The 20,838-nt window shown below is 48.8% G+C and carries 21 protein-coding genes and 1 tRNA gene; 7 read left to right on the top strand and 15 right to left on the bottom strand.

Translation table 11 applies throughout. The features are described 5' to 3' along the window. The 5 genes from ACQY69_RS08665 to ACQY69_RS08645 all read right to left on the bottom strand — a co-directional run bounded on the left by ACQY69_RS08665 (window position 1) and on the right by ACQY69_RS08645 (window position 3,597). Window positions 1-930 (bottom strand): hypothetical protein, encoded by a 930-nt coding sequence (locus tag ACQY69_RS08665; protein ID WP_428260130.1) that lies wholly within the window; start codon window positions 928-930, stop codon window positions 1-3. Next, the gene (locus tag ACQY69_RS08660) at window positions 917-2,014 is read right to left on the bottom strand and encodes a HAMP domain-containing sensor histidine kinase (protein WP_428260129.1); all 1,098 of its coding nucleotides are present in this window, start codon (window positions 2,012-2,014) and stop codon (window positions 917-919) included. The genes ACQY69_RS08665 and ACQY69_RS08660 overlap by 14 nt, the downstream gene beginning before the upstream one ends. Next, window positions 2,007-2,687, bottom strand: a complete 681-nt coding sequence (locus ACQY69_RS08655) for a response regulator transcription factor (RefSeq protein WP_428260128.1) — start codon at window positions 2,685-2,687, stop codon at window positions 2,007-2,009. Before ACQY69_RS08655 ends, ACQY69_RS08660 begins: the two co-directional genes overlap by 8 nt. Window positions 2,688-2,891: 204 nt before the next feature. Continuing rightward, window positions 2,892-3,188, bottom strand: a complete 297-nt coding sequence (locus ACQY69_RS08650; protein WP_428260127.1) for a hypothetical protein — start codon at window positions 3,186-3,188, stop codon at window positions 2,892-2,894. A 37-nt stretch (window positions 3,189-3,225) separates the two neighbouring features. Continuing rightward, on the bottom strand, window positions 3,226-3,597 hold the full coding sequence (locus tag ACQY69_RS08645) for a hypothetical protein (RefSeq protein WP_428260126.1): 372 nt from the start codon (window positions 3,595-3,597) through the stop codon (window positions 3,226-3,228). A 330-nt stretch (window positions 3,598-3,927) separates the two neighbouring features. Here ACQY69_RS08645 and ACQY69_RS08640 point away from each other — a divergent pair, with 330 nt between their 5' ends. Further along, window positions 3,928-5,049 carry a ribose-phosphate pyrophosphokinase gene (locus ACQY69_RS08640; protein ID WP_428260125.1) on the top strand — a complete coding sequence of 374 codons (1,122 nt, stop codon included), beginning with the start codon at window positions 3,928-3,930 and terminating at the stop codon, window positions 5,047-5,049. A gap of 575 nt (window positions 5,050-5,624) precedes the next feature. Here the strand turns inward: ACQY69_RS08640 and ACQY69_RS08635 are convergent. Further along, window positions 5,625-5,701, bottom strand: a tRNA-Arg gene (locus tag ACQY69_RS08635). A 111-nt stretch (window positions 5,702-5,812) separates the two neighbouring features. Continuing rightward, window positions 5,813-6,472 carry a nitroreductase gene (locus ACQY69_RS08630; protein WP_428260124.1) on the bottom strand — a complete coding sequence of 220 codons (660 nt, stop codon included), beginning with the start codon at window positions 6,470-6,472 and terminating at the stop codon, window positions 5,813-5,815. A 523-nt stretch (window positions 6,473-6,995) separates the two neighbouring features. Between ACQY69_RS08630 and nrdD the strand changes: the two genes are divergently transcribed. From nrdD to ACQY69_RS08600, 6 genes are all read left to right on the top strand, one after another. Continuing rightward, window positions 6,996-7,289, top strand: a complete 294-nt coding sequence (nrdD, locus tag ACQY69_RS08625; protein ID WP_428260123.1) for an anaerobic ribonucleoside-triphosphate reductase — start codon at window positions 6,996-6,998, stop codon at window positions 7,287-7,289. A gap of 13 nt (window positions 7,290-7,302) precedes the next feature. Continuing rightward, window positions 7,303-8,184 (top strand): DMT family transporter, encoded by an 882-nt coding sequence (locus ACQY69_RS08620; RefSeq protein ID WP_428260122.1) that lies wholly within the window; start codon window positions 7,303-7,305, stop codon window positions 8,182-8,184. 103 nt (window positions 8,185-8,287) lie between these two features. Then, window positions 8,288-9,724, top strand: coding sequence for an adenylosuccinate lyase (gene purB, locus ACQY69_RS08615; protein WP_428260121.1), 1,437 nt, complete (start codon window positions 8,288-8,290; stop codon window positions 9,722-9,724). 110 nt (window positions 9,725-9,834) lie between these two features. After that, complete coding sequence (locus ACQY69_RS08610; RefSeq protein ID WP_428260120.1) at window positions 9,835-11,127, top strand: adenylosuccinate synthase; 1,293 nt, start codon at window positions 9,835-9,837, stop codon at window positions 11,125-11,127. Between the two features lie 33 nt (window positions 11,128-11,160). Next, window positions 11,161-12,300 (top strand): alanine racemase, encoded by a 1,140-nt coding sequence (alr, locus tag ACQY69_RS08605; RefSeq protein WP_428260119.1) that lies wholly within the window; start codon window positions 11,161-11,163, stop codon window positions 12,298-12,300. A 21-nt stretch (window positions 12,301-12,321) separates the two neighbouring features. Further along, window positions 12,322-12,753 carry a DUF4430 domain-containing protein gene (locus ACQY69_RS08600; protein ID WP_428260118.1) on the top strand — a complete coding sequence of 144 codons (432 nt, stop codon included), beginning with the start codon at window positions 12,322-12,324 and terminating at the stop codon, window positions 12,751-12,753. Window positions 12,754-13,140: 387 nt separating this feature from the next. Here the strand turns inward: ACQY69_RS08600 and ACQY69_RS08595 are convergent, their stop codons facing one another. From ACQY69_RS08595 to ACQY69_RS08560, 8 genes are all read right to left on the bottom strand, one after another. Beyond that, window positions 13,141-13,761 (bottom strand): ABC transporter ATP-binding protein, encoded by a 621-nt coding sequence (locus tag ACQY69_RS08595; RefSeq protein ID WP_428260117.1) that lies wholly within the window; start codon window positions 13,759-13,761, stop codon window positions 13,141-13,143. Then, window positions 13,751-14,689: an oligopeptide/dipeptide ABC transporter ATP-binding protein gene (locus tag ACQY69_RS08590; protein ID WP_428261042.1), complete on the bottom strand. Its 939-nt coding sequence runs from the start codon at window positions 14,687-14,689 to the stop codon at window positions 13,751-13,753. Before ACQY69_RS08590 ends, ACQY69_RS08595 begins: the two co-directional genes overlap by 11 nt. A 16-nt stretch (window positions 14,690-14,705) precedes the next feature. Then, window positions 14,706-15,557 (bottom strand): ABC transporter permease, encoded by an 852-nt coding sequence (locus ACQY69_RS08585; RefSeq protein WP_428261041.1) that lies wholly within the window; start codon window positions 15,555-15,557, stop codon window positions 14,706-14,708. Between the two features lie 7 nt (window positions 15,558-15,564). Continuing rightward, entirely contained in the window at window positions 15,565-16,548 is a 984-nt protein-coding gene (locus tag ACQY69_RS08580) for an ABC transporter permease (protein WP_428260116.1), read from the bottom strand. Between the two features lie 24 nt (window positions 16,549-16,572). Beyond that, window positions 16,573-18,276, bottom strand: a complete 1,704-nt coding sequence (locus tag ACQY69_RS08575) for an ABC transporter substrate-binding protein (protein WP_428260115.1) — start codon at window positions 18,274-18,276, stop codon at window positions 16,573-16,575. A gap of 172 nt (window positions 18,277-18,448) precedes the next feature. Next, on the bottom strand, window positions 18,449-19,012 hold the full coding sequence (locus ACQY69_RS08570) for a SprT-like domain-containing protein (RefSeq protein ID WP_428260114.1): 564 nt from the start codon (window positions 19,010-19,012) through the stop codon (window positions 18,449-18,451). 45 nt (window positions 19,013-19,057) lie between these two features. Then, window positions 19,058-20,014 carry a ParB/RepB/Spo0J family partition protein gene (locus tag ACQY69_RS08565; RefSeq protein WP_428260113.1) on the bottom strand — a complete coding sequence of 319 codons (957 nt, stop codon included), beginning with the start codon at window positions 20,012-20,014 and terminating at the stop codon, window positions 19,058-19,060. After that, window positions 20,015-20,788 (bottom strand): ParA family protein, encoded by a 774-nt coding sequence (locus ACQY69_RS08560; RefSeq protein WP_428260112.1) that lies wholly within the window; start codon window positions 20,786-20,788, stop codon window positions 20,015-20,017. Window positions 20,789-20,838 lie beyond the last annotated feature (50 nt).

Here is a 20,838-nt window from a genome sequence, read left to right as displayed (position 1 = left end):
TTACTCCTTTCCTCCGCGCTGTCGGGAAGTCTGATCATCCGTTCCCTTTTGGGCATACTCACCGCGTTTCAATTCTCTGCTGGAGCGAATTATCATATGGATCCCCAGCCCTGCGATCATGGCGCAGGCGACACACCCTGACACCCCTGTCATGATCTGTCTGAAATGAGGCGAGGTGCTTCCATCGTCGAACTGGGTCAGCATGGCGGTCTCCAGAGCCAGCATGGAAACCAGCGCTGCCGCCATGTTTATCACCCTCACGGCATAGGCCACAGGGCTGTTGATCTTGCGGTATTTCACCATATTGATGATGGCCATGACGGTGATGTAAAATGTATACAAAGCTACCACATAGATCATCATCCCACTATAACGGAAGCCCTTATTGTCGGAGATGACCAGTATCACGACACCTATGAGCGCGATATTCATCATCAGCAGGATAATCCCGCACATCCGGTATCTGCTCAGCTCACATTTCCTGTCCTCTCCAAGTCCCCTTTTCTGGCTGTAGCGCGCCAACAGGAAACGCATCACCGACAGGAATATATAATACATAGCCAGAGTCCCGAACCAGACTGAACGATAGCGCACTCCCGAAAAAGCATTCAACGCTACATACAGGAGATTCACTCCCAAAGAAAGATGTACTGAGAGATTCGTCTTAAATGGTATATCATCCAGATATTTTCCCACATACGGCAGCTCATGAAGGCTCCTGCTGACCTTCCGCACTACAGGTGCTATCCCCAAACACACGATAGCCAATGCATAAGCCGATACCAAATACGATATATATGCCACAAGCGTATCTTCCCCCGCGATAAGAAAGCTGTAGCACAACGAGCCTATCCCCACCGGTATGCTGATGAGCACCACTGCCGTACCCGGATACAACGCTCTGCGGATGATCTTTTTAAGCTTTTCCACTTTTCCCTCTCCTGAGCCTGACCGTAAATACGCTGCCTTTTCCTACCTCACTGGTTACGGAAATATCCCCGCCTGCGATGTCGATGACTCTCCTGACCAACGCCAGCCCCAGGCCATTTCCCTGTGTGGCATGAGAAGTATCCCCCTGATAAAACTTCTCAAAAATATGTCGTCCCACTTCCGGTGGTATGCCGCAACCTGTATCCCCTATCCGGACCACAACATCCTCTCCGTCTGTTCTCATGGAAAGGGATATCCTTCCTCCCGGCTCCGTAAATTTAACGGCATTGGAGAACAAATTGTTCCAGACCAGAGAAAGCAGCTCCGCATCAGTATCCACCGATACCCCTTCCTCCACATCTGTTTCGATGTCCAATCCCTTAGCTTCCCATTCCCCTTCGAAGGACAGCAGACATTCACACAGCTGCTCCCCCAGATTATAGCTCTCAGCTGCCGGATATATCTGCTGATTTTCCAGCTTATTGAGCTTCAGGATATTGGTTATCAGATCAGCCAGCCTCCGCGACGCCTCCGCAACAGCTCTGGCATACTCCATCCGCTTGTCCTGCGATAGCCCCGGCTGCTGCAGCATCGTCCCGTAATTTTGCATCACCGCCAGCGGAGTCTTAAGCTCATGAGAAACGTTAGCGATAAAATCATTACGCAAAGTCTCTGTTCCCGACAGCTCTTCTGCCATTTTATTGAAATACTCGGCGATGACATTGAAATCACTCAGGCTGTCTATGCCTCCCGCCAGCGGTATCCTTACCGAAAAGTCGCCTTCCATTATCTGCTCCGCGGCTTTGACGATACGCCGCACCGGCCGTTCCACCATGAATTTTCTCCTGATCCCATCGATAACAGTACACAACAGGCTGAGAAACACTACATTCACAAAAGTCACCTTGGCCGCGTAGCTGATATTTCCCTCTGTCAACCGGATCCCGGTCGTTTCCATCAGACTGTTGAGGAACAACGTCATACAGCAGCTTATGACAAATGCCATCAGGAGGAAAAAGGACAGGTACCTCCTGATCCCCAGCAGCACCCGTTCTCTCCTGCCGGCTCTCTTCATATCACTCATCTTTCAGCACCGCCTTATATCCCAGTCCGTGTACCGTGATTATCTCAAAATCGTCGCATCCCGAAAATTTGTCCCTCAGCTTAGTCATATACACATCTACCACTCTCGGCCCTGATGAGGAATCGCTGTCCCAGAATTCGCCCATCAGACGTGCCCTGGTAAATGTTTTCTTGGGATATGAAAGCAGCTTGTACAGGATGTTGAATTCTCTCACTGTCAACGGTACTTCCTCGCCGTTCAGATACGCTGTATGTTCTTCCACGTCCATAATGAGGTTTCCCACCGCCAGCTTCTTATCGGCTGCTATCCTGGCCCGGCGGAGCAGCGCTTCTATCCTCAGCAGCATCTCATCGAGAAAGATGGGCTTGACCATGTAATCATCTATTCCCGCCTTGAAGCCTCGCTGCTTTGCAGCAAAATCATCTCTTGCTGTCATGAACAGGATAGGTATTTCCTGATTCAGCTTCCGTACCGTCTCCGCGAATTCGAATCCGTCTATTCCCGGCATCATGATATCGGAGATTATCAGATCGAATACTATCCCACCATACATGGCGTCGTATCCCTCCTCCGCCCGCAGGCAGCCTACTGCTTCATATCCGTTCTGCTCCAGAAAGGAGCAGACAGTCTTGTTGAGTTCCCGGTCATCCTCCACCACCAGTATCTTGAACATCCTCAGCGCCTCCTCACGTTTTTCTTGATTTTATCTTATCATAGAATTATTAAAATTTTGTTTGAATTTCGATCTTAGGCGCTACTTTCATCAATGCTCTGCCACACCCTTGAATTTTCTGCCGCGCTGTCCTAATCAGCGGAAAAGAACCGATACCCCGCAGGATACCGGCTCGAGCCGATATATCCAAAACCAGACGGCGCCTCATTTACCTCCGTTTCCATGATCAGCGCCGCCGGCCGTATGCCCATGCCTTTCCCCGGCCCGGCTCCTGCGTTGCTCTTCTTCGCGTTCCAGCCGCCGCCTTGCCTCCTCCACTGACTCGCCTTCCTTTGTCAGGAACTGACATACGAACTTGTCAGCAACCTTATTGAAGCCGTTTACTGTCCCCTTTTCGATCTTTTTATATCCTCCGACCACTCCGTCTTCTATCTTCTTATATCCTTCAACAACACCTTCCGCGATTTTTTCGTTTGCTTTCACCAGCTTCGATTTAGCCATTGTGATCCCTCCTTATCGTAAATTTGCCACTCCGCTTTTACTGTTCCAGTCCTTTTATCCTTGGGATCAGACAGAGCAATATCACGATCCCAAATATCCCTACCAATATCCCCGGTATCATCATTCCCCATACCATGGACATGCACATGCCGACTCCGAAAGCCAGCGCTCCCACTACACCGATGAGCATCGTGATCACCGCCCTGCCGTTCAATTTGACTGCCGGCTTTCCTTCCATCTTTCGTCGCACCAGCAGCATCGCCAGTAACACGACTATCCCGACAGCCGCAATGATCACTCCCTGGGTAAACGCGCCCCATTCCGGCAGCAAACACATGCACATGCCTATGGCAAACAGGATGCCTCCTACTGTCCCCAGTACCATCGATACAAAATTCTTCTTTTTCATCTCAACACGCCTCCTTGTATTTTTCCTTTTCTCTCTGGCGATCATCCTCTCGACCGCGCCTTTTCGCTTCCGGCCATTGAATTGGGAACTGGTCAGTTCCCACATCCATTCGGTCGCTGATCCTTCCCTCGACAGTTTTCTTTCGATGATCTGATTGTAGTAAAGATGTGTTTTCAAAATGATTGGAAAATGTTTGGGAAATGTTAAAAAATGACTAAGCTTCTACTGTTTTTTACCTTTGTTTGTGATAAAATCAATTATATAAATGGGAATATCTCTTGTAAATTCATCAACAACTTCTCGCAATTACCGAAAAGGGGACAACGAACTATGACAACACCGGAAGAATTATTAAACAGGACAAGCAACTTCGGAAGGATAGCCCTCGTAGCTACTGAGGGTGCTGTGGAAATGGCAAAGATGGTGGATGATTATCTGCGAAGCTGGACCGATGACAGCTCCAGAACCTATCTCGTCAGCAGCCAATGTCCTCGCTTTTCCTCAGGAGACGCCAAGGGTATGATAAACGAGACTATCCGCGGCAGAGATATGTACATTTTCGTAGATGTAGGCAACTACGGATGTACCTACGACCTGTTCGGCTACAAAAACCACATGTCGCCGGACGACCACTATCAGGATCTCAAACGACTTATCCAGGCGGCAGGAGGAAAGGCTCATCGGATCTCCGTCATCATGCCTATCCTCTACGGCGGCCGTCAGCACAAACGCAACTTCAGGGAATCCCTCGACAGCGCATGCATGCTGCAGGAGCTTCATTCCATGGGAGTCACCAATCTGATAACCTTCGACGCCCACGCGCCAATGATCGAAAACGCAGTACCGCTGATGGGCTTTGACAACATCATCCCATACTATCAAATACTGAAAAAGCTCAAGAGGACTTTCAAAGATCTGGATTATTCCAAGGAAAGGTTCATGGTCATCAGCCCCGACGAAGGCGCGATGCAACGAAACATGTACTATTCCTCCGTCCTCGGCGTCGATATGGGAATGTTTTACAAAAGGCGCGACTATTCTGTCATGGTCAATGGCCACAATCCTATCGTAGCTCATGAATATCTGGGCGCGCCGGTGAATGGCAAGGATATCTTTATCACCGACGACATCATCTCCTCAGGAGAATCTATGCTTGACATCGCTTACGAAATGAAGAAAAAAAATGCCAGAGATATCTACTGCTACGCCACTTACGGCCTGTTCACCAACGGCCTGGAAAAATTCGACAAGGCATACGAGGACGGCGTCATCAAAGGTGTTCTGGGAACGAACCTTACCTACAGAAGTCCGGAGCTTTCCAAACGTCAGTGGTTCTATGAGGTGGATATCTCCAAATATGTGTCCTACCTCGTAGCCGCCCTCAATGGAGACATCTCCATCAGCGATATCATCGACCCGAAGACGAAAATAGCGGCCCTGCTGAAGGAATAGCGTTGATAGGCGTTGATAGGATCAAAATGCCGCTGACACTGCCGTTTCCAACGATTCTTAAAAAATGCGCCAATGTACAATGCACCAATGTACCGTGCTACAGCATGGTTTTTGGTGCATCTTTTTTTACAGCGACTGTCTGCCTTACGGCCCGGCGACCTGGCATTTTGTGGCGGCTTGTTTTGCGGTCCGGCGGCCTGGCATTTATACTGCATTCAGCTATTCCAGCCATTTCCCGTATAAGGATTTGCCCTTCATTACCTCGAAATGCCGCTGTTTTTATACGGTTCTTCTCATCGATGGCCAAATCAAGTATAAAAATCGCTAAAAATCCGGCTTCACTTTATACGGGAAATGGGTACAATCATTCGAAAGAGTATAGGAGTCCATGGAAATTTATAGAAACTCATGTTTTGAAAAAGGATATGCATGTTTCCAAAGCCATAAGCTCGCATTTACGTGACAGAACCCCAGACTGTTCACCAGACATCCGCCTCCGTTATGATACCAGGCAGTATGATCGTCATATTAAAAAACGGCAAACCCTTGTTTCCAAAGGCTTGCCGCTTACTCTATGGCGTCCCTGAGAGGATTCGAACCTCCGGCACCCGCTTTAGGAGAGCGGTGCTCTATCCAGCTGAGCTACAGAGACATCTCGTATATTATAACCGATTTTCATCGTCACTGCAAACTGATTTTTACAATTATCTCAGCTTTCCTCTCCTTTTTGTCCGGGAACCCTTCCCTGCGGCTCTTTCCACCATCAAAACCCGTACCAGGATGTTATCTCATCGATATCCGCCCTTTCACTGATGACACCATTGGCCGGGAATTCCGGATCGGCATATCCGATTGCGATACCTGAAACGAAGCGTTTATCCTCCGGTATGCGAAGTATTTCCCGCAGACCTGTCTGATACATGATGGCCTGATCTTCGACGCACGTTCCCAATCCGTGCTCCATAGCCGCAAGGCATATGTTCTGGGCGACACACCCAACATCGAACCTGCAGGTACTTTCATCCAGACTGGCATCCATCATGAGGATGATCGCTGCCGGCGCGTCGAAGAATCTGAAGCCACGCCCCATCCACCAGTGACGTTTTTCCTTGTCTCCCCGCTCTATGTCCATAGCGCCAAAAAGCTGCTTTGCCACGTCCACCTGCCTTTTCCTGTAAACTCCCTCGAAAGGGATATCCGGAAAATCCTCGGCTTCACCTCTTTCGAAGCGGGCCATATTGTCGGCTGCGACTTTTTTCATCACATCGCCGGTCATCACCGCGAATTCCCACGGCTGGGTGTTATTGGCGGAGACAGCCCGAGTCGCCGTCCTGAGAATATCCTCGATGATTTCCTTCGATACCGGCCTGTCGAGAAATCCTCTGACGGATCTTCTCGTCAAAATAGCCTGTTTCAACTCCATGTGCGCACCTCCATTGCGATTTTGTCTTCATTATATAAATTGCGGCAGAAGGTGTCAAACCTTTCACAGCGCATTCCTATTTGCCAGCATCTGCCTGCTCGGGAAGTGGTCTCATCAAGATTATCGCCAGATGTACTTCAACTTTGCAGTCACGACATTTTAGGGATATTCCAGGGTGTTTTTTCTCTGAGATTATCGCGAAATGGAATAGAGAAAGACTTCAGGATAGTTTTCACCCCAAATCCACCTTAAAATTATCCTGAGTGCAGCTGAAAAGCTGTTTCGCGATATTTCACCTCAAAATATTTCCGAAAATCCGGTTAAAATGTCACTGAAGCCCACAAAAATCCTGTTCTGCGATAATCCTTCCGTCTTGCCTCCCTCAGGGAAAGCGGCCGGCTCACATCGTTTGACTATTTTAGTCCAAATTGTTTTTTTGATGTACTTTTTCACCAAATCTATATACAAAATATAGTGTTTAGGTGTATAATCATCCCCAGATGATGTTATAGGAGGTATTGATATGTCTGTAAAAATAACCGGAAACGCAAGCCCGCAGGAAGCTCAGGCTTATGTGGATTATCTCGAAGAAAAGTACAACAGGAAGCTCGACGCGCTGGATGTGCAGATCGACGGCGACTATGCTGATTTGAACTATACATTTTCCCACGTTCCTTTCGAAAGAATAAGAAGGATAACCGGATATCTGGTAGGGACTATGGATCACTGGAACGATGCCAAGGCTGCCGAGGAAGCTGACCGTGTCAAGCATTCCCTGGAAGGAGCCCGCATCGACGAGCTGGAAAAGATATCGTAACGAGGTGACACCGATGGCTTCTCTCAACGAAGCACCAAGCAGGCAAAAAGGCGCGGTACTGATGTGTCTGTCCGCATTTCTGTTTTCAGCGATGCAGATACCTATCAACATGTCGGGAACATCTATCCCCATCATGGAGCAGGTATTTTTCAGAAACATCGTGACCCTTTTTCTCAGCTTCATATTGATAAAAAGAGCGGGCGGCTCACTCTTTGGGACAAAGAAGAACCAGCCCCTTCTTTTTGTGCGCTCTCTTTTCGGGTTCCTGGGGCTCATAACTCAGTTCTACGCGGTAGCTCATGCTCATCAGGGAGACGTCTCCACGCTGATGAAACTGTCGCCATTTATGATAACTCTCTGGGCGGCGGTTTTTCTCAAGGAAAAGATAGAGAAAATACAGATCCCGGCCCTCCTTGTGGCTTTCGTCGGCGCAGCTTTTGTGGCCAACCCGGCTTTCAATTCCAATTTATTCCCGCTGTTCATGGCATTTCTCTGCGCCTTCTTTTCCAGCGTCTCTTACACGCTGCTGGCCTATTTCAAGAATAAGGTGGACGGCATGACCATAATAATGCACTTCTCCACATTCTGTGTACTGGCGTGCATCCCTTTCATGATTTATGACTTCGTCATGCCTGATTGGAAAGAGCTGCTGCTTCTTATCCTCATCGGTGTATTCGGCGGCTTCGGCCAGATAGCCCTCACCTATTCCTACCGCATGGCTCCTGCGGCGGAAATCAGCATCTATAACTATTCCGGCATCGTATTCTCCATCATCCTCGGATACGTGTTCCTGGGGGAGGTGCTGGACATCACTTCCATGATCGGCTGCGGTCTCGTTATCATTGCCGCCATCATAACCTATATTTTCTCCGGGAAGAAGTCCAACGCCCAATAAGCCTGTGATCATCAACGTTCTGCGCCTTGTGCTGTAGTCTGGTGATGTGGTATAATAACTGTTATGATCGATACGACACACATCATGGATAAGGAGCGTGATTATGGATAATACAAAGAGTTATACCAGTTCATTGTCTGAAAGATATCCCAGCAAGGAAATGAAATACCTCTTTTCACCTGAAAAGAAGTTCAGGACATGGCGAAGGCTGTGGATAGCCCTGGCCGAATCGGAACAGGAGCTGGGTCTTCCCATAACGGATCAGCAGATAGCAGAGCTGAAGGCTGCGGCAAATGACATAAATTACGACGTAGCGAAAGAAAGAGAAAAAGAAGTTCGCCACGATGTCATGTCTCACGTTTACGCTTACGGACTGCAGTGCCCCAGCGCCAAAGGCATAATACACCTGGGAGCGACCTCCTGCTACGTAGGAGACAATACGGATCTGATAATCATGACAGAAGGTCTGAGGCTCATCAGAAAAAAACTGATAAACGTCATTGCCAATCTGGCGGATTTCGCTGATAAATATAAGGCCCTGCCGACTCTGGGCTTCACCCATTTCCAGCCGGCTCAACCTACCACCGTAGGAAAACGGGCCACCCTGTGGATACAGGATCTCCTGATGGATCTGGAAGATCTGGACTATATGCTCAGCACCATGAAATTACTGGGATCCAAGGGGACCACCGGTACGCAGGCCAGTTTTCTCGAGCTGTTCGACGGCGATATAGAGAAAGTCCGAAAGCTGGATTCTCTCATCGCGGAAAAGATGGGCTTCGAGAGCTGTTATGCTGTCTCCGGTCAGACCTACTCCAGAAAGGTGGATACCCGGGTACTAAACATCCTTTCAGGCATCGCCCAGAGCGCGCACAAATTCAGCAATGATATAAGGCTGCTGCAGCATCTGAAAGAAATCGAAGAACCTTTCGAAAAGAATCAGATAGGCTCGTCTGCTATGGCATACAAACGCAACCCTATGCGCTCGGAGCGTATCGCGGCTCTTTCCAATTTCGTGATATCGGGCGTGATGAACCCGGCTATCACCGCATCCACCCAGTGGTTCGAGAGGACCCTTGACGACTCGGCCAACAAGAGACTCAGCGTTTCCGAAAGCTTCCTGGCCACCGACGGTATCCTGGAGCTTTACATGAACATCACATCGGGTCTGGTAGTATATCCTAAGGTCATAAACTCAAGACTCATGAGTGAACTTCCTTTCATGGCCACAGAGAACATCATGATGGATGCCGTGAAAGCAGGCGGCGACAGACAGGTGCTCCACGAAAAGATAAGACAGCATTCCATGGCGGCAGGTAAGCGCGTCAAAGAGGAAGGCGCCGACAACGATCTGCTGGACAGGATCGCTTCCGATCCGGATTTCAATATGACCAAAGAGCAGCTGCTGGCGTTGATGAAGCCGGAAAACTTCACCGGCTGCGCCGAGAGTCAGACAGAAGCGTTCCTGGAAACCATGGTCAGACCCGTTATCGACGCAAACAGAGACGCTCTGGGAATGCACGCCGATATAAACGTCTGATATGACTCCGGCCGCCGGCTGTACGGTCAACCTGCTGCTTTCCGGCAGTCATGCAATGTATAATTAGTTTATTAAAGTTTTACTTATATATAAAAGGAGATTTGATTTAAATGATAAAAGCAATCGTAGGCGCCAACTGGGGCGACGAAGGAAAAGGCAAGATAACCGACATGCTTTCTCAGGATGCTGATATCGTCATCAGGTTCCAGGGCGGAAGCAACGCGGGCCATACCATCAGGAACAATTACGGTAAGTTCGCCCTTCACATGCTGCCTTCAGGCGTTTTCTACCAGCACATCACCAATATCCTGGGAAACGGTGTCGCTCTCAATATCCCGTTTCTCATGGAGGAGATAGGCTCGCTGGTCGATAAGGGTGTCCCGAAGCCAAACATCCTGGTTTCCGACAGAGCTCAGATACTGATGCCGTACCACATACTTTTTGACCAGTACGAAGAAGAGCGCCTCGGCGGCAAAGCCTTCGGTTCGACGAAATCGGGCATCGCTCCTTTCTACTCTGACAAATATGCCAAGATAGGCTTCCAGGTGCAAGAGCTTTTCATGGACGAAGAGCTGCTGCGGGAAAAGGCGGAAAGGGTCGTGACCCAGAAGAACGTGTTGCTGAAGCATCTGTACAACAAGCCTGAGCTGGATGTGGACGATGTCATGAATACCCTTCTCCAGTACAGGGAAATGGTAGCACCTTACGTCTGCGATGTAGCGCTCTTCCTGGATAAGGCCATAAAGGACGGTAAGGAAATATTGCTGGAAGGTCAGCTGGGCGCCCTCAAAGATCCTGATCATGGCATATATCCGATGGTAACCTCATCATCTACGCTGGCCGCCTACGGAGCCATCGGTGCAGGAGTACCTCCTTACGAGATAAAGAGCATAATCACGGTGGTAAAGGCCTATTCCAGCGCGGTAGGCGGAGGCGCCTTTGTCAGCGAGATCCTCGATGAAGAGGAGGCAGAAGAGCTGAGAAAGCGCGGCGGTGACGGCGGTGAATACGGAGCTACCACAGGCAGACCTCGAAGAGTAGGCTGGTTCGACGTAGTCGCGACAAAATATGGCTGCATGACTCAGGGAACTACAGAAGTAGCTTTTACAGTACTTGACCCATTGGGATACCTGGATGAGATACCTATCTGCGTTGGCTATGAAATCGACGGCCAGGTGACCGACAGGTTCCCGCCTACGTCAAAGCTGGAACAAGCCAAGCCTGTCATCAGAAAACTGCCGGGGTGGAAATGCGACATCACCGGCATCCGTGAGTTTGAAAAGCTCCCGGCAGAGGCACAGAATTATGTAAATGAAATAGAAAAACTCATAGGTTTCCCTATCACATACGTTTCCAACGGACCGGGAAGAGATGACATCATAAAAAGGAGGCCGCAGCTGTAAAATTTCGATTTCAGTTTTCGGAGGATTTAACTAATGTATAAAGAAGCCCTCAGAGCCGCATGGGCGGAGATCAATATAACGAATCTCGACTTCAATATAAAGAAAATCAAGGAAAAGGTCGGACCGGGCAAAAAGGTGACCGGTATCATCAAAGCTGATGCTTATGGTCATGGCGCGGTAAAAACGGCTACTGTACTGCGAGCCAACGGCATCGAGTCCTTTGGCGTAGCAACCCTTTCTGAAGCGGTACGTCTGAGAAACGCCGGATTTCTCCTGGAGGAGATCATCGTCCTGGGCCTGACCCCTGATCCTTACGTGGATACTATCATCGAACACAGACTTTCGCCTGTAGTATGCGATTTCAAAAACGCGGAAACTATTTCCAAGGCGGCTCAGAAAGCCGGCATCATCATCGACGGATATATAGCCATCGACACAGGGATGGGTCGCATAGGCTACGATATCGAAAATTCTTCCTCCGTAGACGACATAAAGATGATACAGCAGCTTCCCAACTTCAGGATAGCCGGGCTCTTTTCCCACTTCGCCACAGCCGATGCCGCTGATAAGACGTATGCCATCGTGCAAGAGCAACGCTTCATGGTCTTCTATAAGAAGCTTCTCAACGCCGATGTTTACATCCCCGCCAGAACTATCGCCAACAGCGCGGCGGTGATGGAGATGGCATCGACCCACTATGAAATGGTGCGCCCGGGGATCATCCTGTATGGTTGCTACCCGTCGGACGAGGTGGATAAATCTCAGATAGAATTACGACCTGTGATGTCTGTCAAGGCCAATATCATCCAGTTGAAAAAAGTACCCGCAGGCAATTCCATCAGCTACGGCAGAAAATTCACCACACAGCAAGACAGTCTCATAGCTACCATACCATTGGGCTACTCCGATGGATTCCCCAGACCTTATTCCTCCCGTGGAAAGGTCATCGTAAACGGTGTTTTCGCACCTATCGCCGGGACCATCTGCATGGATCAATGCATGATAGATGTCACTCATGTGCCTTATCCGCGTTTGGGTGACGAAGTGACCATCATGGGAAAAGACGGCATCTACGAGATCTCGGCCGATGATATCGCCCGAAAGACCGGAACTATAAATTACGAAATACTGTGTGCCTTCGGACAGCGGCTGCCAAAGGTGTACGTCTATTGATACGGAAAAGGAGGAATAGATATGAAAAAGTATGCCATATTGCTGATCGTCGTGATCATGGCATTAGCTCTCGCAAGCTGCGGCAGCGGCGATACGACCGGACAGCAGCAACAGACCGATGCTCCTTCGGAGGAAGCTATCACCGTTACCATAGACATCAGCTATCCTGATGAATCAGGTCTTGCCGATGTGGAAGACGCGACAGTGACCGTCGACAGTGAAAGCAGTGTGCTCAACGCCCTCATCACATATGGTAATGCTAACGATATCGAAGTGCTGACAGATGAATCTTCTGAGAACCCTTACGTCACCAGCATCAACGGCGTAGCTGAAACAGATACCGCCGGTTGGGTGTATGAAGTCAATGATGAAATGGTCATGGAATCGGCTGACGCCTGTATCCTCACAGATGGCGACAGCATCAGCTGGGACTTCGAGAGTTGGACAGAATGATCACATGGACACATAGAGCTAAAACGGGGCTGTCGCCTGCAAAATCCTGCTATCGTTTTATCGAGAAATGCCTATAACAGAAAATTTTGTTTCCCAATAGGCATAATGCCCGCTATATTTCAAGCTCTTCTGATGACGAAATAATAAAAAATCAGTTTCAGATACTGTTTTAGGCATATTTCGGATAGGTTCCCGTTGATTTTATGCCAAAATGTCGAGTATTTTATGGATTTTAGGCATTTTCCACCATCTGCGAACATCACTCGACCGTAATTTATGCCTATTGCGCATCGATAACAGATCCATTTTAGCATTCCTGTCTTGACGGTTCCTTTTAGACAGAGTCCGCATATATTTCCTCAAAAATATAAATGTCTATATAAATCTTCATTTCCGGCTTATTTCGGGAAACCGGACGATCTTATCGCAGACTTTCTCCGCCAGAGCCATGTTATGAGTCACCACCAGCAGCCCCAGCTTCCTGTATCGAGCTACTTCCAGTATTTTTTCCCAGATCTGAGCCTGGGTTATCACATCCAGCATGGTTGTTATCTCATCGCATATGAGAAATCTTGTCTCCGGCCCCAGCACTCTGGCGATACAGAACCGCTGCAGCTCCCCGCCGGAAAGCTCCGACGGCCACCGCTCCAGCCAGGCCTCTTCTATCCCCATAGCTTTCAGTAGCTCTTCGTCGGGATCCCAGCATTCCTTCAGTATTTTTTCCATCTTCCATCTTGGATTCACTGCCTGTTCGGGATGCTGGTATATCATCTGGACCGGACAATAGCCTTTCAGCGGCAGAGGCTTCCCATCTAACAGGACCCGCCCCTCGGAAGGTTCCAGATAACCTGATAAGACCCTGGAAAGGGTGCTTTTGCCGCATCCGGAAGGTCCTACCAATGCCGTTCGCTGCCCTGATTCCAATGTAAAATCCAGCCCTCTGAATATCCATGGGCTCCCCTTGCTGCTCCCGTATCTGAATCCCAGGTTTTCCGCTTCAAGTCGCATGGATACACCTTACCTTTCCGCCTCTGATCTCCCGCATCTCAACAGTACCGGCACATTCTTCCGTCCTCATGGGGCATCTGTCTGCAAAGAGACAGCCTTTCGGAAGATCTCCCGCATAAGGCTGAGTCCCCGCTATAGCTCTGAAGCCGTTCTGAGGAAGAGCATCGATAAACGCCTTACTGTAAGGATGTCTCGGCGCTTCCTTCCCTTTTTTGAAATCCCCGGCCGGGCAAACCTCTACGGTCGTTCCCCCATAAAACACAGCGATACGGTCGGCTATACCAAAAGCCAGATCTATATCGTGAGTTATCAGCAAAACACCACATCCGTCATCGGCCAGCTCTCTGAAATGACTCAGGGTCTCCATGGCCATATCCGCCCCCAGTCCCGGCGTGGGCTCATCAGCTATTATCAACTTGGCAGCCTCCATCACCGCCGTGGATATCAAGACCCGCCGGGCCATTCCTCCGGAAAGCTGAAATGGATACATTTTTTCCGTTTCTTCCGGCAATCCATATCTTCCGAATACGCTCTTCACTTTTTCCATGGTACCTCTGACACCTTTCACCTGTCTTCCCACCTTCATCAGCGGATCCAGAAATTCCACTGACTGAGGAATGAGGACCATATCGCGACCACGAAGTTTACGCTGCAGCTCACAGGTCAGAGGCTGGCCCATATATGCCATCTCTCCCGTAACAGTCGCGTTCTCCGGCAGTATCCCCAACACTGAATGAGCAAGCAGGCTTTTTCCGGAACCACTGGCTCCCACTACAGCTACTACCTCACCAGGATACACCTCTACATCGAGGGAATGAATGACTTCCAGATCATATTTGTTGAAGCCATGGTCGTATCTGCTGAATAACACTGTAAGATTTTTAACTGACAATAAGGGGCTGTCAGTTCCTGCTCCATTTTTTTTCATCATTCGCCTCACCTCCCTATTGGTTGCCGCTTCCCGGATTCAGCAGCATTTTCAGTTTTTCGCCGATCACATCGAATAGCATGACAGCTATCAGCAGCATCAATCCCGGAAATAAACAGAGCCACCATTTCCCGGTAATTATATGTGACATGGCTTCCGACAGGATCCCTCCTATGGCAGGTGTAGAGGCAGAAAAGCCGAACCCCAGGAATGTGAGCGCCGCCTCATGCATTATAGCATGTGGAAACAGAAGCACCAGTCCTACAAGATAGACAGGCAACACATGAGGCACTATGTGCTCCCTGGCCACCTGGAACCAGGAATGCCCCATCCTGAGAGAAGCTTTCACATATTGTGATCCTCTGACCTGGAGTACTTCCGCCCTGACCAGCCTGGTCAGCTCCGGCCAGTGCGTCACCGCTACGGCAAAGGCCACACCGAAACCGCCTCTTCCCATCATATAGGATATGAGGAGCAGCAGCACCAGATGTGGGATCCCCATGCAGCAATCCACGCACCACATGATAACACGATCAACCTTCCCGCCGGACACAGCGGACACAGCACCAAAGACCAGCGCTATGACAGAGCTCACCGCCGAAGCCGCCAGCCCTATCAGTATGCTGTTGGAAAGGCCTTTCACGCTTCTCCAGAACATATCCCGTCCCATGATATCAGTCCCAAAGGGATGTGCCAAGGACGGCGCCAGAAAACTGTCCTCGTAATGTACCCCATACATTTCCGGATCCATCACCAGTCCGGCTACCATTACTACGATCAGATATGTTGCCGCCAATGCTATATATATCACCAGCTTTTTTTTCGTATTGAACCTCGGCTGCTTCAAACGAGGTCCATCCATAGTCATGGCCTGATTATGCACGGTATCCTCCTTCCTTTAACCGCGGATCCACGATCCCATATAGCACATTAGCGATGAAATTTCCCGCGAAAACAAAGAGAGCGCTGAACATGGCGATACCTATCAGCAGCGGTGCGTCGCCATTGGTAGCCGCTGCCGTTACAGCGCTCCCAAGACCGGGATATGAGAATACCGTCTCCGCCAGGGCTATACCGCCGAACAGCTCGCTGAAGGAAGCGAATTGCAGCGTGATAGCCGGCATAGCGATATTTCGCAGGCCATGTCTTGCCACCAGCTGACCGGTAGATTCCCCTCGCGCCCTGGCAAATAACATATAATCGCTGTTCATTATTTCTATCAGCTTCTGTCTCGTGTAAAGGGTTATCTTACTTATTCCCAATATGCTCAGGGTAACGGCCGGCAATATCATATGATATATACGATCCCATATAGTTACATCCTCCGCCAGCTTATTTACCGGAGCCGCCTGTCCTGTCGGGAACCATCCCAATATTACAGAAAAGACCGTCAACATCAGCAAGCCGAACCAGAACACGGGAGCCGACTGAAGGATGAGGCAGAAAGTTTTGACACATTTGTCAAAGATCCCTCCCCTTCTCACCGCCGCCAGTATACCTGCTGCAAATCCTATGACTCCCGACAATACCCACGCAGCCAGTATCAGAGCCAGTGAGTAGACGAACCTTTCCGATATCACCTGCGCCACAGGCATGTTGTAGGTTATGGATGTCCCCAAGTCCCCATGCAATGTATTATTTGCCCAGGTGAGGAACCTTTCTACCGGAGGATCATTGAGTCCCCAATATTCAGCTACCTCTTCCCTGGCCTCCTCCGACATGGTAGATTCAGCGCCGACATACGCCTGCAGCGGATCGACGGGAGAAGCCGACACCAATATGAAGGAGAGGATACAGACGGCTATCACCAGCGTCAGCATCCTGATCGTTGTTGAGCAGATATACTTCAGTCTGTTCATTGAGATCTCCTTTCCGCGCTCCTGCTATTTCAGTGTCCACTGATTCATATTGTTGATGACAGGAGCTCCGTGACCATGAGGATGAGGGATCTGAGTATCGACGGATATATCCAGATCGTCGCTTACGAAATAACTGTGTTCTATGTTCACGATATAGAGGTACGCGTAGTCATTCGCGGTAACGCTCTGAACTTGTTTCCAGGCTTCGACAGAAGCTTCCCTGCTGTTGGCGTCAAGGGCAGCTTCTATCAATCTGTCGGCTTCGGCATTGGAATATCTGACAGTATTGGCCGTACCTGTACCTGTAAAAGCACCGGAATAAAACAGGTTCCTCAGGACCACAGGATCATATTGACCCCAGCCCCACACTACGCCGCTGGTAAACGCTTCCGTATCCAATTCATCCCACGTTGCCTGGTCCACATCTATTTTTATCCCTATTTTCTCCGCCTCCTCAGCTACTGCCTGAGCCAGCTGATATCTGGCCGTATCGCCGCTTGGCGCATAGACTGTGAATTCACATCTGAGACCATCCTTTTCATATATATCGTCCTTACCTTCCTCCCATCCTGCTGTTTCCAGAAGCGCCCTGGCCTCATCTTTTCTGTTATCCTCATAAGATGCGGTATTTCCCCATTCAAGATTATCGGTAAACCCTTCCGCCGGCTTCCCTATACCATTGAGAGCATTATCTATTATGGTCTGCCTGTCGATACCGATGGACAGAGCTTCTCTTACCGCTCTGTCAGATGTCACATCATTGCCGACTGTTACCGTATCGCCGCTTTCCGTCCTGTATGACTCCTGTGGTGTAACAGGCAAGCTTATCTGACGCACATCCATGGTCTCCAGATTCTCGATATGCATCCCGTCTATCTCTTCATTGACATAGTTGGGACTGACCATTGCCAGATCCAGCTCTCCCGATCTGGCGCTGGCTATCGCTGCGTCCTCTTCCATATCGAGTATAGTCACCTGCTCTATTGAAGGAGCGCCTCCGTAATAATCCTCATTGGCGCCGAGTATCATTTTCTGAGCTGTATCATATTGTATGACTTTCCACGGCCCTGTTCCTATCGGCATGGTATCAAAAGTCCGGCTGTCATACCCATCACTGGGAACTATGCCCAGACATGCCGTCTGATCCAGGAAAGACGAATACGGCTCTGTCAACGTGAATAACACAGTATGATCGTCCGTTGCCTCTACCGACGCCATACGGCTCAGATCCACGCTGTCATTACCACCCTGATTTTCCTTCACTGTATTGTATGTAAACACTACATCTTCAGCAGTGAAATCGGAGCCGTCATGGAACGTCACGCCTTCCCTCAGATGGAAGGTGTATGTCAACGCGTCACTGCTCACTTCCCAATCCAGCGCCAGATCTCCCGTGTATGTCGATTCAGGAGTCACTTTAGTCAACGCATTATTTATGACGGGATAGCCATAGGAAAATGCTCCCTTCACGGGATCAAGGCTGCTATCAAATATGGTTTCTCCCACATAAATAGAGATCCCGTCGCCGTCAGTACCACTGCCTGAACCGGACGATGAACCTCCGCATCCTGTCAAAACCACAGCTCCCAGGCACAGCAATGCGATAACCGCCGCGATTTTTCTCACTGTCTTCCTCTTCACTTCCTCATCCTCCTTTTCCCGGATCTCCCGAAAAAAATCCAGAAAAACCATGACCGCTCCTGACGGTCCTATGGCCTTCCTGGACAAAATATTCCCCGTTATTGAATTTTTCTTTTTTCTATAATTAATGCTTTCGCCAATTAAGATCTCAGCTTATTGGCAGTCATCTTCTGACGACCTGGTGACACTTCATATGCCGCTTTCTTCTCTATTATATCACATATCGACGCGACTTCAATATTTTTCTTCAGATCACGCTTTACCCCTTACCATATCTATAGGTATCCACACGACTTTTTTTGGCCGGACACAGGATCATCAGCCGCCCGCCGCACACACATCTGTATCTCCCCACATTTTCGACTGCTTTGCTGCGGCGTTGCCTCGGATATTCTTTCCCGCATTTCCTGCACTTTATGATGTACCTGACTGCCGGAGTACGGTGGTTTGTTTCAGATCCACGGGTCATGTTTGACAGACCCATTTCTTCAAATGTAGATGTCCTTTTTATATTATATCCATAAGCTTCATTCATGGCTGCGGCATGTGTTTTCCATATTTTGCCATGATTGTTGCAGTCGGCACAGGTATGCAAAATTTCATGGGCCAGCACTCCAGCGATCTTATCATCAAGACAATCTAAAACAAAACTGCTCACTTCTATCTGAAATTTATCTGCTTGCCTGCGGCAGCAGCCAAATCTCTTTCTTGGGCGGGGATTTATCACCACATTTTCCGATATATTATCAGGCACGGGAATGCCTATTTCCCGTGCCTGTCTGATTACCGATTTTAATTTTTCATTTAACTCTTCCTGTTTCATTTGATCACCGGTTCGTCATGGATGTTTCACATGAAACAAATCCCTTTAGCTTAGTGTTTTCAACAGTTCTATCAATCTATCAAGATCTTCTCTGCTGTAAAACTCTATCTCTATTTTTCCTTTTTTCCCTCGCTGATTAAGGTTCACCTTAGTTCCCAATATCTCCTTCAAATCTTCCTCAACGCGCATCACATCAGGACTCTTGCTCTTTGACCTTGTGCTTTTTCTGCCACGCGTCTCCTTGTTTTCCCGAGCCAGCTTCTCTATTTGTCTTACTGAAAGACCTTCTCTGACTGCTATCTCAGCCAGCTCACGCTGCTTTTCCTCATCGGAGATCGCAGCCAACGCTCTGGCATGTCCGGCGGAAAGAGTTCCATCCGATACATACCCCTTGACGCCTGTATTCAGCTTCAGCAATCTCAGACTGTTAGTTATATAAGGTCTGCTCTTCCCCAAACTTTTGGATACTTCCTCTTGAGTCAGACCATATGTATCCATCATTTGGCTTATCCCTTCCGCTTCCTCTATAGGATTCAGATCTTCACGCTGCATATTTTCTATTATAGCCAGCAGCATATTTTCTTCGTCGGTCAGATCCTTCACGATGCACGGAAGTTCCTTTATTCCTATAAGCCTGGCAGCACGCCACCTTCTCTCCCCGGCTACTATCTCGTATCCTACCTTTGCTTTTCTGAGGACTACCGGCTGTATGAGACCATGCTCCTCTATAGATGAAGCCAGTTCCCGGAGCTTTTCCTCGTCAAAATTCTTTCTCGGCTGACTGAGATTGGGCTTTATGTCATTGATGTCTATATACGATATGCCATTCTCAACACGAGTGGTTTCATTTTCGCTGCTCTCTGCACTCTTCGCCGGATCCCCATTTTCCTGTTTCGCCGCTTCCTCTGCCCTGTCATCTTCCTTAACAGACAAATTCACTTCTACATCGCCAAAAAGAGCATCAAGACCTCTTCCCAGTCCTCTCGTCTTTTTTGCCGCCATCTACTCATCCTCCTCAGCATTCAGAAATTCGTCTGCAAATTCCATATAAGCCATAGCTCCTGTGGATTTAGGGTCATACTGTATCACAGGCATTCCGTAACTCGGAGCCTCTGCCAGACGAACGTTTCTAGGTATGACGGTCGTATATACCTTTTCCTTAAAATACTTCTTGACCTCTTCTACCACCTGTATGGAAAGATTTGTTCTTCCATCGAACATGCTGAGAATAACTCCTTCTATCTCCAAATCAGGATTCATGTTCCTTTTAACTATATCGATAGTGCTCATCAGCTGGCTTACACCTTCAAGAGCATAAAACTCGCATTGTATAGGAATGAGCACCGAATCGACGGCTGTCAGGGAATTGATAGTCAATATTCCCAGTGATGGAGGGCAGTCTATGAATATGTAGTCGTATTCGGGTTTCAGGATGTCAATAGCCCTCTTGAGGCGTTTTTCCCTTCCTGCCAACTCTATCAGCTCCACTTCTGCTCCGGCTAATTGCACGCTGGCCGGAATTATATCCAGATTTTCTACACCTGTAGACAATATAGCCTTCCTAGGATCGTAATCATCCTCAATCAATATCTCATGTGTTGTATTCTCCAAATCCTTTTTGGAAATCCCTACTCCGCTGGTAGTATTCCCCTGAGGATCTATGTCCAATATGAGGATCTTTTTCCCTTTTATAGCCAGGCATGCTGCAAGATTGATATTAGTAGTAGTCTTACCGACTCCACCTTTTTGATTAAAAATAGCTATAGCCTTCCCCACTTTATTCCTCCTTAAACAAAATGCGTCCTGCATTGGGTTTCTGCTTTAAA

It is taken from the genome of Gallibacter sp. Marseille-QA0791 (assembly GCF_965119705.1).
In the GTDB taxonomy this organism is placed as follows: Bacteria; Bacillota; Clostridia; order Peptostreptococcales; family Anaerovoracaceae; genus Lentihominibacter; species Lentihominibacter excrementipullorum.
The sequence above is the reverse complement of the archived record's forward strand: the minus strand, read 5'-3'. Positions and strand labels throughout refer to the sequence as shown.